Genomic DNA, 15,901 nt, shown 5'->3' with positions numbered 1-15,901 from the left:
ACTTTAAGGTTAAACAATCGGTATTTATTCTTCTCAGGGAGTGCGTAGAGTAAGGGCAATTCTGGACGGGAAACTAATTCCCGCCTGCTGATTACCTCTCTGAACAGAAGGACTACGACGCCATGAAGAAGATCGGATTTTTGTCATTTGGTCACTGGACACCTTCGCCGCAATCCGCGACACGTTCAGCGGCTGATACGCTGCTGCAATCCATCGATCTGGCGGTTGCCGCTGAAGAGCTCGGCGCGGATGGTGCGTATTTCCGCGTGCATCACTTTGCCCGCCAGCTCAGCTCACCTTTCCCGCTACTGGCCGCTATTGGCGCCAAAACGCACAAAATAGAGATTGGCACCGGCGTTATCGATATGCGCTATGAAAATCCGCTGTATATGGCAGAAGATGCCGGTGCGGCGGATTTGATTTCCGGCGGTCGTTTGCAACTGGGCATCAGCCGGGGTTCCCCGGAACAGGTTATTGATGGCTGGCGTTATTTTGGCTTTCAGCCGGCGGAAGGCGAAACCGATGCGGATATGGCGCGCCATCATACGGAAACGTTTCTGGATGTGCTGCGCGGCGAAGGGTTTGCCAAACCGAACCCGCAGCCGATGTTCCCGAACCCGCCAGGCTTGCTGCGCCCGGAACCCTGGTCTGAAGGTTTGCGCGAACGTATCTGGTGGGGCGCAGGCTCGAACGCGACAGCGGTTTGGGCGGCAAAACTGGGGATGAACCTGCAAAGCTCCACGCTGAAAGATGATGAAACCGGCGAACCGTTCCATATCCAGCAGGCGCAGCAGATTCGAGCCTACCGTGAAGCCTGGAAAGTGGCAGGGCACTCGCGCACGCCGCGCGTTTCCGTCAGCCGTAGTATCTTTGCGCTGATGGACGATCGCGATCGGGCTTACTTCGGTGGCAGCCGTGACGACAGCGATAAAATCGGCTTTCTTGATGAGAAAACCCGCGCTGTTTTTGGCCGCAGCTACGCCGCAGAACCGGGTAAATTAATCGAACAGCTGAAAAAGGATGAGGCCATTGCCGAAGCGGACACACTACTGCTGACGGTGCCGAATCAATTAGGCGTGGATTATAATGCGCACGTGATTGAGTCGATTCTTAAGCATGTCGCACCGGAGATGGGCTGGCGTGATTGATTTGAAACTCTGCGCGTGTTTACAAATTAGCGTCGCGATGAGTTACGAGACTTATCGGTGAATTAACAGCCTGTATTCTGTGGCAAGACACGCGAGATTGTAACCGTATTCGTTATTACCCGATGTGAGCTAAACCTGAATCATTTTCTGCGCGCAACAGTGCCGGAAAGCGATTCAGGTTTTTTTGCTTCCTGATGGCGGCAAACCCGTGTCGGATAATAGCCAGGGATAAACACTTATCCCAGCGGAGGGTCTGTTATTTTTCCAGGGAACATATTTCTTCCCCCCCTTTTTTGGTAGCGAAAGGCGTTTTCGATCCTTTTCATTGAAGAGCATAATTACGCCAGAATACCGAATAAAGGCCGGGGATATAAATGCACAGAATATTAACGCTGTTACTGTCGGTTTTACTTGCCGGGTGCATTAGCTCCCCGCAAAAAGCGCAATACAACGCGGAATACGCGAACCGCCAGGATATTCGGGCGCATGAGGTCTACCGCTTCATGACGAAACCCGTCAAATCCAGCGGGGAAAAATATTGGGGCGCAGGAGACTTAGCCGAACTTCTCTATGTCGTTGACGATAAAGCGGCAGTGGTTGAGTTACGCTTTAACTACCCGGCGAAATCAATGCAGGTCACCGCGCGCGACGCGCAGAACAAGGTGTTGCGCGAGAGAACATTTATCCTGATGGATGAAGCAGCGAGTAAACCGGCTGACTCGGATATTCGCTACTTTTATCTGACAAAAGAAGGCGAGTTAGCCACTACGTCCCGAAATTGCACCCCCGATATGAGTGCGGGTTGCCGGTGGTGGAATTATAAACTGTTTATTACTCATAATGCAGACCTGGCGGTGCAGTACGAGCACGGTGCGGCGGGTTTGGCCTTTTTAGTTTTCCCTATGTACAGCTCCAGCCAAAACCTTGAGATTTTCCCGAAAGCGACGGGCGGCTGAACTTTACTGCCGTTGAAAGCCTTACCTCCTCATCGTGTGGCGCTTTTATAAAGCGCTGCGCTCCGTTTTGCAGTGCGGAAATTTATCACCGACACTTAAGCCAAAGACGTAGTCGGCGCAGGCATTGTGCTTTAAACTGCGCGCAGCAAAAACAGTGCAAATGAACGATTAAGTAGGTGGTAAGGCGATGAACGGAAAGATCACAACCTGGTTTAAAGATAAAGGTTTTGGATTTATCAGAGATGAAAACGGAGAAAACCGTTACTTTCATGTGATTAAGGTCGCCAACCCTGAGTTGATTAAAAAAGATGCGGCGGTAACGTTCGAACCCACGACAAACAACAAAGGGTTGTCTGCTTATGCCGTGAAAGTGGTCCCGGATAGCAAATACATCTATATCGCCGGTGAACGAATTAAGCTCACTTCGATCAAATCTTATCTGGTGTACAGCGAAGAAGTTCCTGCCGATGCCCGCATCGATAAAGACAATGCGGTGCTATCTGTTGGCGCGTTGATGGGGAGTATTCGGCCGAAATCAGCCGCGAAGCCTGGCGAAATGCGCTCGCTAAAAAAACTGGCAATCACCACCTTTCAGGGAACAACCCTGATCTTCTCTGAAGACGAGATAGACGTGGATGCGACGGTTAAGCTGCTTAAAGTCTAAAAGCATGCAGATTGGTTTGCTGCCGAAACCGGCGTTTTATAAACCGCGTTTCGGCACCATTGATTGTGCGCTATGGTACCCGCTTTTTTGCTCAACCTGCTCGGCCATGGCAATGTTTTCGCCCCGTGGAGAGTGTGGAGTGGCGAGCGTAATGTCTGCTCTACGCAGGCTGCAATCTGGTCTCGAGGCAACAATTACAGCTATAATCCGACACATTGTTCAACCGGTTTACAGACGAAAATGACAAAACTCACCTTACAAGAGCAGATGCTCAAAGCGGGATTAGTAACCAGTAAGAAAATGGCCAAAGTCCAGCGCACTGCTAAAAAATCACGCGTTCAGGCGCGTGAAGCAAGAGAGGCAGTGGAAGAGAATAAAAAAGCACAGCTTGAGCGTGATAAGCAATTAAGCGAGCAACAAAAACAAGCTGCGTTATCCAAAGAATATAAAGCGCAGGTGAAACAACTTATTGAAATGAACAGGATCACCGTTGCTAAAGGCAATATAGATTTTAATTTCACAGATAATAAGTTAATTAAAAAAATAGTGGTGGATAAAAATACTCAGGCACAACTGATTAACGGTCGTCTCGCCATTGCTCGTCTGGTTGTTGATGGCAAGAATGAGAGTGAATATGCGATTATTCCTGCAATCGTAGCCGATAAAATCGCTCAGCGGGATGCGAATAGTATTGTATTAAACAGCGCACTTAGTCAGGAAGAGCAAGATGAAGATGATCCGTACGCTGATTTTAAAGTGCCTGATGATTTGATGTGGTAATAACCACTGCAAACGATCTCAACCTCCGGGGGAATGTATGAGTAACGAAGTACCGCTTAAATTTTATGACATCGTGGATGAGTATTCGACGGAAACCGAAAAAACGGTAAAAGAATCAGAACGCGATGCGCTGGCGCACTATTTTCAGCTACTGATCACCCGTTTGATGAATAACGAAGAAATCAGTGAAGAGGCGCAGCAAGAGATGGCCAATGAAGCGGGTATCGACGCGCTGCGTATTGATGAGATAGCGACGTTTCTGAATCAGTGGGGCAACGAGTAACCTCTGTTACCGTGATTCCCGAAAGCACGAAATTGCATTTTTATGTCCGCTCGCCGCAGGCAGCGGACATCGCAACTATCCCCGAACGCGGAAAACATCAGTAGAGGATATTTGCCATCGCTTTGTACCGTTCAGGTAACGCGCTGTTCAACGCAAGGACTTTTTCAAGAATAGAGAATGTCGGTGCTTTTTTAGCGCGTTCGCAGTCGACAATCGCGGAACGTATTATCGCCGCTGCCGTAGCAATGTTGTTAAAATACTCTTCCGATTCTGCAGTTTGTAATTCGCCCGAAACAGCGTAACGGACAATAGGCCACTCTGTAAAATCAATTAACGGGAACGCTTCTTTATCGGGTGATATGTTGGCTAATAACAACTCTTCTGCTTTTTTATGATCTTTTTGTGCAGTTGAAAGTAGCTGTAAGCGATATTTCATTTTTGACAAAACATCGTCATTCACTTTTTCTGACGAGAGTGCCGTAATAAAAGCGGATAACTCATCCTCTGGCGGGCTGTGATCATAATGCGTTTTCCGCTGTCTTTCAGAAAAAGGTTTGGTGTTATTTGATGCGATTTCAATCAAGTAATTTAAAATTTCTAATGTCATTTGATGTACCTTATGAATTTTTCGCGGTCTGCTTTGGAGCATAATAAATATGCTGGCGACAGTTTTGTATCACTGCTAATAAAGCCTGTAATGAAAATAACTTGTGGCGTGCCCATAGACCAATATATGAAAGTCGCTTTATATGAACGTTTTAAAACGCCCCTTAGCGCCTGTTTCATCGTTAAATAGCATCGCTTAACCAGGCTTACAAAATGAGTATCATTGATGGCGTGTCGTTTGAAAAACGAAAAATAGTGCTGCCTGGTGTGAGTTCAACTCAACATGGTTAACAACGATGAGTTTTTTCTGCTGATGTGAGTCCACCCGCTGCGAGAGGCAATATCGCCGGTATTTACTGTTTGCTTTTCTTCATATACGTCCCGGTATTTCGCAAACCGCTAGCGTTTTGCGGCTTAGCGATTAGCGAGGCACAAACCCCGCAAAAGAGGGGCCTTATTCAGCAGAAAGGTTCAGCTGGCTTGCTTCAGACATGCTGCATTTTGCGATGAAGGCTGTTAATCACAGCGATGCTATGCTTTTTCCTGCGGTTGCAGTTGATAAATCCATGCCGTCACATGCTTACCGTCGAGCGTGGTCACATCCACCAGAACACGATCGTAGCCCTCTTCGAATTCGTCCAGCATCGGCCAGTGCGTCGCCAGATTAGCGGATACAAACAGGTAACCATCAACCCGGGGACCGTCTTTATCCAGCACAATGCCGGGGAAATCGGCGGCGGCTCCCCAGCCAAATTCATAAAACGTTCCTGTGACGTAACCCGGCAGCCACTCTCCACCGATGTTTTCCAGAATATAGGCATTCGAATGGCCGGGGCGAAGCGTCCCGTAAACAAACAATGATTCCATTTTCCCTCATTATCTAACGCGATGAATAACCAGCAGAATGATCATCAACATACGTTTAAGCGGTGCGGTTCGCAACTGTCGCGAATCGGAGCAAACGCGCTATCCTGTATCTCAAGGATCAGGGACTTACCCACATTGTTAACCTTACCGTGGGGATGATGGGGCTAACACAAAGCGAAAAGCAAAATTGGCGCAAATGGGATGGATTGTATGAAAGTTGATGTGTTGATGCGTCCTGGCTCCCGTTTCTTCTTATTGCAAACGGGCACATCGCTGGGCATGGTGTCGGGGCATATTTTCCGACTGGCTATGGCCTGGTGGTGCCTGCAAGTCACGCACTCGGCGGTCGCTTTTTCTTCACTCATTGCGATATCCGTGGCGGCAGAGATTTACCTTAAACCGTTTCTGGCGTCATTTGGCGATCGCTTCAATCGCATCAAATTTATCATTGCCTGCCAGTTCGCTGTTTTAGGGATCATCGCATTATTCTGCCTGGCAATTTATCTGGGATATTTCAATCTGGTGGCTATCACCTCGGGACTCGTGGTGATGAGCGCTATCTTATCTGTGCGTGAACCGACGATTATGGGGATAATTCCCGATCTCGTGGCAGAAGGGGAAGTGACGCAGGCCATATCGCACCGCTCGACCATCAATTCCATTATTATGTTGATAGGCCCGGTGATTGCCGCTTCGCTTATTTCGATTTTTTCCGCTGGAGTTGCGCTGTATATTTCTGCACTGGTTTATGTATTGTCCTACATCGCATTTATTATTTTATTGTTTAAATATGATGTGGACGCCGTTTCAACGGGCGAAAAGGAGACATGGTTTCATAAAACGAAAGGGGCATTTAAAGCGATTTATCATGTTAAATCTGAGTTTCATATTGCATTGGTCTCCTCTGTCATTAATTTTACGATGTTTCCTTTCTTTTCCGTGACGATACCGTACTGGATCAGCACTGAATTAAAGCTTCCCGCTACCTATCTTGGCGCATTCGAATTCTCATTTGCTTTGGGATTGATTGTTAGCAGCCTTTACATTAACGCTCTCATAAGAGAATGGGCGGGGCGGCTCAATACTGTTTTATTTGGTTTTGTCCTTTTGGGCAGCAGCGTCATGGCAATTGTCCTGATGGGAAATATCTATAAGTCTATTGCGCTGGCGTTCTTTTGCGGTATGGCGTTTATTTTTATTAACGTCAACCTCAGTACGCTGCGCTCAGCGGCGACACCACGTGATTACCGAACAAGAATGAGCGCCATGGCAGGCTTTTTATCCAGTCTGGCGAACCCTTTTGGCGTGGCTATTGCTGGCTGGTATATCAGTTTATTAGGTGTGGTTCCGTTTACTGTTATTTCCGGTGCCGTTGTGGTGTTAATAGCCCCTGTAATTCTATGTTCTTTTCATTTGCGTCGGGCTCTTTCACTTGATGAGGTTGAAATGAAAGGGTATTACGAAAAAACCTATCCGGCAGCATTTTATAAACGTGGGCAATATGAAGAGGAAGCATAAACAATATTCAATAGAAGCGCTTTTAAGTTATGACCAGACATCGCATGGGTTGCCGGTCTGGCAACCCATGCTGAGTACGTTTTCTCTGTGACTGGTTTCTTTTCGCGGCTAAGGCGTCTTTCCGGTGACGACACGGTTATTAATGGCGTACACCGTGCATTTAGCCGCGCCAGGACGCTGCTCCTGTTGACAGATACTTAGCGCCGTTTCTGCGGCTTCATGGCTGTTTCTGGCCCAGTACGCAGCGCCCCAGTCGCCATCCTCGTCCGTGGCAAAGGCTTTTTCATAGCGTTGCGTTGCTGCATATTCTGAGAACGCTTTTTTCCCGGCGGCATTGAGGGCGGGCGGTGCAACCAGGTGCGTTTCGGGCAGAGGCACAGCTTCGCAAGTCGGTAAATGCTGCTGTTTTAGAAATGCAGCCACCGTCTGCCACCAGAAACTCTCGGGCGCTGAATCCATAAAGACATGGCCGTTATTACCGAAGGCAGGCATCGTGATGAATTGCGCCGTGTGGCTTCCCTGTTGATAGGCATCGAACATCTCTTTGCCCATCGACGGCGTGAAGGATTTATCATTTTTCGCATACAGCCACAGGGACGGGATCTGCGCTGTTTTCCCGTAACGTGCGTAAGCTTGCAGCAGACCGGCTTTATCGCAGAGTGATTTCCCGTCAATCGCGCCCCTTCCGCCGTCGAAATTGATCACCGCCTTAACGCCTGGTGGATTAGCCGCGCCAGTAGCAATCACCGCAAAACCGCCTGCGGACATCCCGGCAAGGATCGCGTTATCCGCTGCGGCCCACGGCTGGTGGCGCACGGCATCGAGGGCGGCGAGCAGGTTACGGGTGTCCTGCTCCCCGGCCCGCAGATGTAAAGGTTGCGCGCAGGAGCCATCGGCATACTCCGCCGCACCGCTTGATTGCCCGTAGCCCTGGCGCAGGACTACCACCGCCGCATAACCATGGCGCGCAAAGGCGATAGCCGTTGCGGCATAACGGTTCGGGTTGATTATCCAGCGATCAAATTCGGCAGTGCCAACGGTTCCATTCGTGATTAACACCACGGGCAAAGGCGTTTGGCTGGCCATGCGGGTCACAAAGGCATCCAGCACGGCCGGCTGATCATTATCTAAGGTGACCGCCAGCAAAAGCGGCTCTCTTATTAGCCCGTCAATCTGTTGGTATTCAGGAACTTGCCTTGCAACATCAGCATGGCCTGCAACAGTAAAAAGAAGGAGTGCGGTGGCGAAAAAGCGTTTTGCCAGACGAGTCGTAAAACGTTTGCGCATGGTGGTTAACCCTGAAATGTTTATCCCTGATAGACGCGACGTGACTGGCGAGCAACTTTACCTGTCTATTTCATGTGGCGCGGTATTGATTACGCATGTCGATGGTTTCTGCAAGTAGCGATTAGAGCATTAAGGTAAGCAAACATTTTCAACGGATTAGGTTATAGATTGAGCTTGATACTGAAGACGCGGAAACGGGCGGTTTCGGGAAGGGCAAAACTTATCGCTATGCTTAGCGGCGCGATAAAAGCAAAAAGCCTGCTTAAAAGCAGGCTTTTCTGAATCTGGCTCCTCTGACTGGACTCGAACCAGTGACATACGGATTAACAGTCCGCCGTTCTACCGACTGAACTACAGAGGAATCGTTGTGGAGGCTTATCTTAGCGGCGAAAAATCTTTTGTCAAACCTCATTTCTCGCAGGGTGTTCTGACTGCTGAATCCATCGACAATTTGAGTTCGTTATCATCGTTTTCTGCCGAAATGCTTTGCAGGATCAGGGTTTCTCCCCCATCATTTGAAATGTGATTTCACCTTTTGCGGCTAAGGACCAATTTGAACGTCGTTACTCCTCTTCGCCAGGCTGTCATGCGCACGCCGTGGTACAGAAAGCGTAAAAGCTACCGTGTTTTATTCTGGCGAGAAATCACCCCCCTTGCCGTACCTATCTTCCTCGAAAACACTTGTGTCCTGATGATGGGCGTGCTCAGCACCTTCCTCGTAAGCTGGCTGGGCAAAGAGGCGATGGCGGGTGTTGGCCTTGCCGATAGTTTTAACATGGTGGTGATGTCGTTTTTCGCGGCTATCGATCTGGGAACCACGGTGGTGGTGGCCTTCAGCCTCGGTAAGCTGGACGGCGAACGTGCGAGGGCGGCGACGCGCCAGTCGCTGGTGATCATGACGCTGTTTTCGATTGTGCTGGCGGCGGTGATCCACTACTACGGCACAGAAATTATCGATTTTATCGCCGGGGCGGCAACGGCGGAGGTCAAAGCGCTGGCGCTGACCTACCTTGAACTGACGGTTCTCAGCTACCCGGCAGCGGCCATTGCGCTGATTGGCAGCGGTGCGCTGCGCGGTGCGGGCAATACCAAAATCCCGCTGCTGATTAACGGCGGCATGAATATCCTCAACATTCTTATCAGCAGCGTGCTGATCTACGGCCTTTTTGGCTGGAAAGGGATGGGCTTCGCCGGGGCTGGGCTGGGGCTGACCATTTCTCGCTATATTGGCGCGGTGGCGATTATCTGGGTGCTGATGATTGGCTTTAACCCGGCGCTGCGTATTCCGCTAAAAAGTTATTTCGAAAAGCTCAACTTCGGCATCATCTGGGAAGTGATGGGCATTGGTATTCCTGCCAGTATTGAATCGGTGCTATTTAATGGCGGCAAACTGCTGACGCAGATGTTCGTTGCCGGAATGGGCACCAACGTTATCGCCGGTAACTTTATTGCCTTCTCCGTAGCAGCGTTGATCAACTTGCCAGGCAACGCGCTGGGTTCCGCCTCCACGATTATCACCGGTAAGCGGCTGGGCAAAGGGCAGATAAGCCAGGCTGAGCGCCAGTTGCGCCATGTATTCTGGCTCTCGACGCTGTTGCTGACGGTGCTTGCATGGGGAACCGCGCCGTTTGCCGGACTTTTCGCTTCGTTTTACACCCAGGAAGACGATGTAAAAGAGGTGGTTAAAGTGCTTCTCTGGCTTAACGCGGCATTTATGCCCATCTGGGCGGCATCGTGGGTGCTGCCCGCCGGGCTGAAAGGCGCGCGCGACGCCCGTTTCGCCATGTGGGTGTCAATGCTGGGGATGTGGGGCTGTCGCGTCGTCGCCGGTTATACCCTAGGGATTATGCTCGGTATGGGCGTGGTCGGTGTCTGGCTCGGGATGTTCCTTGACTGGGCGGTGCGCGGCGCGCTGTTTTACTGGCGTATGGTCAGCGGGCGCTGGCTGTGGAAGTACCCGAAGCCGCAAAAAAGCACCATTTCTGCACAGAATGGAGAATAATTCGGCAAACGCGCCAAAATGTGAAAATCAGGCTTTGACAAGGGCCTGGGGCATCGCTAATATTCGCCCCGTTCACACGATTCCTCTGTAGTTCAGTCGGTAGAACGGCGGACTGTTAATCCGTATGTCACTGGTTCGAGTCCAGTCAGAGGAGCCAGATTCAGAAAAGCCTGCTTTTAAGCAGGCTTTTTGCTTTTCTGCGTTCTAACATCCCGCTTAATTTCCCGCATAACCCATCACGATGTGTTTCTTCGGCGCGTTTTTCCGGTAACGAAAAGTGTTGCCAGCTTTAAACTCGTGGGCGAGAAATGCCTGCAAAAAAGGTTCTTATCGGTGGTGGTTTGCCGTGCCGAAAACGAGCGCCATTCCCACACCGACAGTTAGCAGAATATCCTTGCCCGCATCCATAATATTTCACCACGAAAGCCTATTTGTTCCGGAAGCCAAAAATAATCCACAGAATAAACAGTGCCGACACCGTCACGGCGAACACCATGCTCGTCAGTTCGAGCGTCGATAAGCTGGCAAAGAAACGCTGAAGAGTCATTACGCCTGCACTTATTAAAATCAAACCCGCCGCAGCGGGTTTGTGAATGAAACGAATGCTTAGCTTGCCTGCACGCGCAGCGGGGCAGTGGCGGCATCCAGCCATGCGCGGGCGTCGTCATCAACCAGTGGCGATAGAGTGTCGCGCACCTGCTGGTGATAGTCATCCAGCCACTGCTGTTCCTGTTCATTAAGCAGGCTCCACTCCACCTGGCTTAAATCAATAGGAATAAGCGTCAGCGAAGCAAAGCGACAGAATCCCGGCTGGCTTTCCACCACTTCTGCCTGGTTTTCGATACGAATGCCGTAGTTATCCGCTAAATAGTAGCCCGGCTCGATGGTCATGATGTTGCCCACCGACAGCGGCCACGGATTGACCTTTTTCGCAATGCGCTGCGGCTGCTCGTGGATCAACAACTGATGACCAACGCCGTGTCCGGTGCCGTGATCGAAATCCAGCCCCAAATCCCACAGCGCCCGGCGGGCAAACGCATCCAGTTGGTGGCCGTGCGTACCTGCAGGAAATTGCAGGGTGAACATCGATAAAAAGCCTTTCAGCACGGCGGTGTAATGCAACCGTTGCTGAGCATTGAGAGGGCCAAACGACAGCGTACGCGTCGCGTCAGTGGTGCCGTTTTGGTACTGACCGCCAGAATCATTCAAATAGAAGTTGGCGCAGGTAATCGACTTATTCGTTTTTTCGCTGCTGTGGTAATGGCACATCGCCGCATTGCTGGCGGAGGCTGAAATGGTGCTGAAACTCTGTTCAATAAAGCCGGGTTGCCGCTGGCGGAATGCCAGCTGTTTTTGCTGCGCTTCCAGTTCGGTTACGGGGTTGCCCGCTGCTTCACGGGCGGGCACTTCGCGCGCCAGCCAGGCGAGGAAATTAACCCACGCTGCGCCATCCTGCTGGTGGCTTTCACGGTAACCGGCCAGTTCGGTCGCGTTTTTATGCGCTTTGATAAAGGTAATGGGATCGGCGCTCCACAGTACTTCGCCACCCTGTTGTTCGATGGCAAAACGCAGTGCCACCGGCGCGAAATCACCATCAAGCAGGATGCGTTTGCCAGCAGCGATCTGCTGGCAACGCGGCAGGAAATCCTCGAAATCATGCAGCGTCAGCGTGGAGGTGAGCTGCGCAGATAAACCGGCGGTTTTCTGCGGGTTGACAAACCATTCGACGACACCTTCGCGGCTGAGTAGGGCGAATGAATGCGCCACCGGGTTCATCGCGATGTCCGAACCGCGAATATTCAGCAGCCAGGCGATATTATCCGGCAGGGTAATCGCCAGGTAATCCGCGCCTTTTTCCGCCAGCACCCGCGCGATGCGTGCGCGTTTATCGGCACTGCTTTCACCGCTTATCGCCAGCGGCATTTCACGGATCGCGCCGCACGGTGCCGCCGGGCCATCGGCCCAGATGGCATCGAACGGATCGCTATCCACTCCCACCAGTTTACAGTGCGTGGCATTCAGCGCCTGAAACTGGCTGTTGACCATCAACAGCGGCTCAAAACCGATGCGGCTGCCCGCAGGCAATGAAGCGTTTAACCACTGGTCCAGCGGCTCGTTGTGCAGATGGTGGATCTCGAAATCATGGAGATTCACTTCGCTGCGCACCTGCACCTGGTAGCGGCCATCCACGAATAACAGCGCCTTATCGCGCAGCACCAACGCCAGCCCGGCAGAACCGGTAAAGCCGGTGAGCCACTGGAGTTTATTATCATGTGGCGCGCAGTCTTCGCTCTGGTGCGCATCGGCGCGCGGAACAATCATACCGTCAAGCTCCAGGGCGACCAGCCGATCGCGTAACGCTTGTAACGGTGTCGGGGTTTGCATGGTTAATCCTTTTTAATTGTTATCTGAATGGCGGTTCGTTAAAGGTGCGCAATTTACGCGAGTGCAGGCGATCGCCCTCAGCGCGGAGCAGGTCGATGGCGCGGATGCCAATTTGCAAATGCTCGGAAATCGCCCCTTCGTAAAAACGGTTGGCCTGGCCGGGAAGTTTGATTTCGCCGTGCAGCGGTTTATCCGACACGCAGAGCAGGGTGCCATACGGCACGCGGAAGCGATAACCCTGCGCGGCAATGGTGGCGCTTTCCATATCAATCGCCACCGCGCGGCTTAAGTTAAAGCGCAGTGAGGAGGCGGAATAACGCAGCTCCCAGTTGCGATCGTCGGTGGTGACCACCGTGCCGGTACGCAGCCGCTGTTTGACTTCCTCACCCGGCATGTCGCTTACCTCTTTGGTCGCGTCGTACAGCGCACGTTGCACTTCAGCGATGCTCGGGATTGGAATATCTGGCGGCAGTACGGCGTCCAGCACGTGGTCATCGCGCAGGTAGGCATGCGCCAGCACGTAATCGCCAATCGACTGGCTTTCACGCAGGCCGCCGCAGTGGCCAATCATCAGCCAGACATCCGGGCGCAGCACGGCCAGGTGATCGCAAATCGTTTTCGCGTTCGACGGGCCAACGCCAATGTTAATCAGCGTAATACCCTGACCGTCAGCGGTGACGAGGTGCCAGGCCGGCATCTGGTGTTTTTTCCACGCCAGGTCGGAAATGGCCTGCTCCGGCGCTTCCGTATCGGCAGTGATCCAGTTGCCGCCCGCGCAGGAGAGTGCGACGTAAGGGCTGTCCGGGTTGAGGATTTCGCTACAGGCCCAGCGCACGAACTCGTCGACATAACGCGTGTAGTTGGTGAACAACACAAACGGCTGGAAATGTTCAACCGGCGTGCCGGTGTAGTGGCGCAGCCGCGCCAGCGAGAAATCGACACGGCGCGCATCAAAATGGGAGAGCGGATAAAGCTCGGTTGGGTGGAACAGTCCATCGGCGGTCTCATCACCAATCTGCGCCAGTTCGGTGGTGGGAAAATGGCGCGTTAAGCCCGCGCTCATTGATCTGTCCAGCGTCAGCTCCGAACCGTCAATCACGTAAGGGTACGGGATTTCATGCGCGGATAACCCCACTTCGATGTGCGCGCCATAGTCCTGGCACAGCAGTGTTAATTGTTCGAGTAAATAGGGACGAAACAGCGAAGGGCGGGTGATGGTGGTGGTGTAACAGCCCGAATGGGTGAAGCGGGCGTAGGCGCGGGTTTTCGGTGGGTTCGTCGCGCTGCCATTCCAGCTTACGGATAACTGCGGATAGACGAATAACCCTTGTGCGCGGGCTTCGGTATCGGGAAGCTGGCCGTCGTCAATATAGCGAGCGATCGCCTGACGAAGGGCCTCAACGGAACGGTCATACAGCGCTTCAAGTTGATCCAGCGCTTGTTCCGGGGTCAGATTTACACCCTTATTATTCATCTTTATCTCCTTATCTGCTCTACGGCTGTAGCCGATAGTATGTCACAGGAATGTGAAACGAAAGCAGTGTGCAACGGGATTCGGAGGAAACGGATGAGGGAACGATCCGGCGCGACAGCCCGCGCCGGAAGGCGGATTAGCCGCTGATTTTCACCAGCGTACGACCCTGGATTTTATTACTCAGAAAATCGGCGGCGGTAGCCGGAGCCTGTTCCAGCGTAATTTCGGTTGCGGCCTGCTGGTAGTAACTTTCCGGCAACGTACGTGCGAGATTTTCCCACACCGCACTGCGCTGTGCGGTTGGCACCATCACGGAATCCACGCCTTGCAAACGGACGTTTCGCAGAATAAACGGCATCACGGTGGTCGGCAGTTCGAAACCACCTGCCAGACCGCATGCAGCAACGCAGCCGCCGTAGTTCATCTGCGCCAGCACTTTGGCCAATACGTGGTTGCCAACGGTATCGATCGCACCGGCCCACAGCTGTTTTTCCAGCGGGCGGGTTTGTTCAAAATCGCTACGCGGCAGGATCTCATCGGCGCCCAGCTTACGCAGAAAATCATGGGTAGATTCACGCCCGGTCACGGCGGCAACGGTGTAGCCCAGCGCTTTCAGCAGCACAACAGCGGTGCTGCCGACGCCGCCGCTGGCACCGGTGACCAGCACGGTACCGTCCTGCGGTTTAATTCCTGCATCCTGCAGCGCCATGACACACAGCATGGCGGTAAAACCTGCGGTGCCAATGATCATTGCATTGCGCGCACGTAAACTTTCCGGCAGCGCAACCAGCCAGTCACCTTTAACGCAGGCCTGCGCGGCAAGTCCGCCCCAGTGGTTTTCGCCCACGCCCCAACCGGTGAGGATCACGGCCTGGCCGGGAGCAAAACGCGCATCGCGGCTTTCGCTCACGCGACCGCAAAAATCAATGCCTGGCACCATCGGGAACTGGCGAATGATTTTGCCTTTACCGGTGATAGCCAGCGCGTCTTTGTAGTTAAGGCTGGACCAGTCAATGTCGACCCGAACGTCGCCTTCGCCCAATGCGGGCAGGTCGACCTCTTTCACTTCCGCCAGGGTTTTATTCTCATTCTGTTCCAGAACTAATGCTTTCATGACTGCGTTTTCCTCGTCGGATGAGGTGTATTTTCGGCGTTTTCGCCGTCCTGTGCAGATGCTCCATCCCCCGTCATGCTTCACGCAGCAGGGGCGGTTGTTATGCTGTGCTGGAAAAATTTCCAGTACTGATCCAGCGGCTCGACGGAGCGGAACAGCTTGGCGCGCATCACTGCGCCTTCCCAGCCGGACCAGAACACGCTGGCCAGTTCGCGGCTTGCGGCGTCTGGAGGCAGTTCGCCGCAGGCTTTTGCTTCATCCAGACATCTTGCGACGCGCGTTTCCCACTCGGCGAGGATGGCTTTCAGGTGCGCCGGGAAGGCTTCTGGTAACAGTGGTGTTTCCTGCAACAGGTTGCCCACCAGACAACCACGGCGGAAACCATATTTCGCCATTCCCATGCCTGCGTGATGTACAAAGGCGGCCATGCGTTGTAGCGGAGTGAGTTGGGTATCGCCTAAAAATTTATCCAGTTTATGGGCGAAAAAGTCGCCGTAAGCGGCCAGCACCGCCATGCCAAATTCCTGCTTACTTTTAAAGCAGTGATAGAACGAGCCTTTAGGAACCGCGATATTTTTGATCACCGCATCAATGCCCGCCGACAGATAGCCGGTTTCGGTTATGACTTCCAGGCCTGAGCGAATCAGCGCCTGGCGGGTATCGGTAAAGTCGCGCTCGACTTTTGGCGGCCGTCCACGGCGGGTTTTTTGCAGTGCTGCTGTTTCGCCATTCATAATTTAGACCGATCGGTTTTAATTCGGCAGAGGCTACGCCGATTTACCATTCCAGGCAAGTGAAGAAACAAAAAAGCCCGCAC

Annotated in this window: 14 protein-coding genes, 2 tRNA genes and 1 pseudogene; 9 read left to right on the top strand and 8 right to left on the bottom strand. The window is 52.4% G+C overall.

Annotated features, from left to right (window positions below; genetic code table 11):
* Positions 1-122 precede the first annotated feature (122 nt).
* From ACFX4U_RS17740 to ACFX4U_RS17720, 5 genes are all read left to right on the top strand, one after another.
* On the top strand, positions 123-1,148 hold the full coding sequence (locus ACFX4U_RS17740; RefSeq protein ID WP_380218564.1) for an LLM class flavin-dependent oxidoreductase: 1,026 nt from the start codon (positions 123-125) through the stop codon (positions 1,146-1,148).
* A gap of 374 nt (positions 1,149-1,522) precedes the next feature.
* On the top strand, positions 1,523-2,104 hold the full coding sequence (locus ACFX4U_RS17735) for a hypothetical protein (RefSeq protein WP_305735629.1): 582 nt from the start codon (positions 1,523-1,525) through the stop codon (positions 2,102-2,104).
* Between the two features lie 187 nt (positions 2,105-2,291).
* Entirely contained in the window at positions 2,292-2,768 is a 477-nt protein-coding gene (locus ACFX4U_RS17730) for a cold shock domain-containing protein (RefSeq protein ID WP_313506849.1), read from the top strand.
* Between the two features lie 240 nt (positions 2,769-3,008).
* The gene (locus ACFX4U_RS17725; RefSeq protein WP_313506851.1) at positions 3,009-3,548 is read left to right on the top strand and encodes a DUF2058 domain-containing protein; all 540 of its coding nucleotides are present in this window, start codon (positions 3,009-3,011) and stop codon (positions 3,546-3,548) included.
* Positions 3,549-3,585: 37 nt separating this feature from the next.
* Positions 3,586-3,831 (top strand): DUF2543 family protein, encoded by a 246-nt coding sequence (locus ACFX4U_RS17720; RefSeq protein WP_097399497.1) that lies wholly within the window; start codon positions 3,586-3,588, stop codon positions 3,829-3,831.
* A 97-nt stretch (positions 3,832-3,928) separates the two neighbouring features.
* Here the strand turns inward: ACFX4U_RS17720 and ACFX4U_RS17715 are convergent, their stop codons facing one another.
* Positions 3,929-4,438 carry a hypothetical protein gene (locus tag ACFX4U_RS17715; RefSeq protein WP_313506853.1) on the bottom strand — a complete coding sequence of 170 codons (510 nt, stop codon included), beginning with the start codon at positions 4,436-4,438 and terminating at the stop codon, positions 3,929-3,931.
* Positions 4,439-4,968: 530 nt separating this feature from the next.
* A complete protein-coding gene (locus ACFX4U_RS17710) occupies positions 4,969-5,304 on the bottom strand; it encodes a gamma-glutamylcyclotransferase family protein (RefSeq protein ID WP_305735632.1) in 336 nt (111 codons plus the stop codon).
* Positions 5,305-5,514: 210 nt separating this feature from the next.
* On the opposite strand from ACFX4U_RS17710, the gene ACFX4U_RS17705 reads away from it, so the two are divergent.
* Entirely contained in the window at positions 5,515-6,822 is a 1,308-nt protein-coding gene (locus ACFX4U_RS17705; protein WP_313506855.1) for an MFS transporter, read from the top strand.
* Between the two features lie 108 nt (positions 6,823-6,930).
* Here the strand turns inward: ACFX4U_RS17705 and ACFX4U_RS17700 are convergent, their stop codons facing one another.
* A complete protein-coding gene (locus ACFX4U_RS17700) occupies positions 6,931-8,109 on the bottom strand; it encodes a CocE/NonD family hydrolase (RefSeq protein ID WP_313506856.1) in 1,179 nt (392 codons plus the stop codon).
* Between the two features lie 285 nt (positions 8,110-8,394).
* Positions 8,395-8,470: transfer RNA gene (locus ACFX4U_RS17695), tRNA-Asn, on the bottom strand.
* Positions 8,471-8,476: 6 nt separating this feature from the next.
* On the opposite strand from ACFX4U_RS17695, the gene ACFX4U_RS17690 reads away from it, so the two are divergent.
* The 3 genes from ACFX4U_RS17690 to ACFX4U_RS17680 all read left to right on the top strand — a co-directional run bounded on the left by ACFX4U_RS17690 (position 8,477) and on the right by ACFX4U_RS17680 (position 10,268).
* Positions 8,477-8,635, top strand: a complete 159-nt coding sequence (locus ACFX4U_RS17690; RefSeq protein ID WP_353891278.1) for a DUF5951 family protein — start codon at positions 8,477-8,479, stop codon at positions 8,633-8,635.
* A 9-nt stretch (positions 8,636-8,644) separates the two neighbouring features.
* The gene (locus tag ACFX4U_RS17685; protein WP_380218568.1) at positions 8,645-10,111 is read left to right on the top strand and encodes an EmmdR/YeeO family multidrug/toxin efflux MATE transporter; all 1,467 of its coding nucleotides are present in this window, start codon (positions 8,645-8,647) and stop codon (positions 10,109-10,111) included.
* Between the two features lie 81 nt (positions 10,112-10,192).
* Positions 10,193-10,268 (top strand) — tRNA-Asn (locus ACFX4U_RS17680).
* 449 nt (positions 10,269-10,717) lie between these two features.
* Here ACFX4U_RS17680 and ACFX4U_RS17675 read toward each other — a convergent pair.
* From ACFX4U_RS17675 to ACFX4U_RS17660, 4 genes and pseudogenes are all read right to left on the bottom strand, one after another.
* Positions 10,718-12,496, bottom strand: a complete 1,779-nt coding sequence (locus ACFX4U_RS17675) for an aminopeptidase P family protein (protein WP_313506857.1) — start codon at positions 12,494-12,496, stop codon at positions 10,718-10,720.
* Between the two features lie 19 nt (positions 12,497-12,515).
* On the bottom strand, positions 12,516-13,970 hold the full coding sequence (locus ACFX4U_RS17670; protein WP_313506858.1) for an AMP nucleosidase: 1,455 nt from the start codon (positions 13,968-13,970) through the stop codon (positions 12,516-12,518).
* 136 nt (positions 13,971-14,106) lie between these two features.
* Complete coding sequence (locus ACFX4U_RS17665) at positions 14,107-15,084, bottom strand: MDR family oxidoreductase (protein WP_313506859.1); 978 nt, start codon at positions 15,082-15,084, stop codon at positions 14,107-14,109.
* Positions 15,081-15,818: pseudogene (locus ACFX4U_RS17660) on the bottom strand (TetR family transcriptional regulator C-terminal domain-containing protein). The gene ACFX4U_RS17665 and the pseudogene ACFX4U_RS17660 overlap by 4 nt, the downstream one beginning before the upstream one ends.
* Positions 15,819-15,901: the final 83 nt, after the last annotated feature.

Source organism: Kosakonia sp. YIM B13588 (assembly GCF_042788165.1).
In the GTDB taxonomy this organism is placed as follows: domain Bacteria; phylum Pseudomonadota; class Gammaproteobacteria; order Enterobacterales; family Enterobacteriaceae; genus Kosakonia; species Kosakonia sacchari.
Note: the sequence above shows the minus strand (reverse complement) of the source record. Positions and strands in the feature narration are given on the sequence as shown.

Bases quoted from the DNA above. Each gene is read 5' to 3' on its own strand.
- ACFX4U_RS17725 (WP_313506851.1), top strand. From the start codon at position 3,009: ATGACAAAACTCACCTTACAAGAGCAGATGCTCAAAGCGGGATTAGTA.
- ACFX4U_RS17735 (WP_305735629.1), top strand. From the start codon at position 1,523: ATGCACAGAATATTAACGCTGTTACTGTCGGTTTTACTTGCCGGGTGC.
- ACFX4U_RS17720 (WP_097399497.1), top strand. From the start codon at position 3,586: ATGAGTAACGAAGTACCGCTTAAATTTTATGACATCGTGGATGAGTAT.
- ACFX4U_RS17700 (WP_313506856.1), bottom strand. From the start codon at position 8,109: ATGCGCAAACGTTTTACGACTCGTCTGGCAAAACGCTTTTTCGCCACC.
- ACFX4U_RS17715 (WP_313506853.1), bottom strand. From the start codon at position 4,438: ATGACATTAGAAATTTTAAATTACTTGATTGAAATCGCATCAAATAAC.
- ACFX4U_RS17665 (WP_313506859.1), bottom strand. From the start codon at position 15,084: ATGAAAGCATTAGTTCTGGAACAGAATGAGAATAAAACCCTGGCGGAA.
- ACFX4U_RS17675 (WP_313506857.1), bottom strand. From the start codon at position 12,496: ATGCAAACCCCGACACCGTTACAAGCGTTACGCGATCGGCTGGTCGCC.
- ACFX4U_RS17730 (WP_313506849.1), top strand. From the start codon at position 2,292: ATGAACGGAAAGATCACAACCTGGTTTAAAGATAAAGGTTTTGGATTT.
- ACFX4U_RS17740 (WP_380218564.1), top strand. From the start codon at position 123: ATGAAGAAGATCGGATTTTTGTCATTTGGTCACTGGACACCTTCGCCG.
- ACFX4U_RS17705 (WP_313506855.1), top strand. From the start codon at position 5,515: ATGAAAGTTGATGTGTTGATGCGTCCTGGCTCCCGTTTCTTCTTATTG.
- ACFX4U_RS17670 (WP_313506858.1), bottom strand. From the start codon at position 13,970: ATGAATAATAAGGGTGTAAATCTGACCCCGGAACAAGCGCTGGATCAA.
- ACFX4U_RS17710 (WP_305735632.1), bottom strand. From the start codon at position 5,304: ATGGAATCATTGTTTGTTTACGGGACGCTTCGCCCCGGCCATTCGAAT.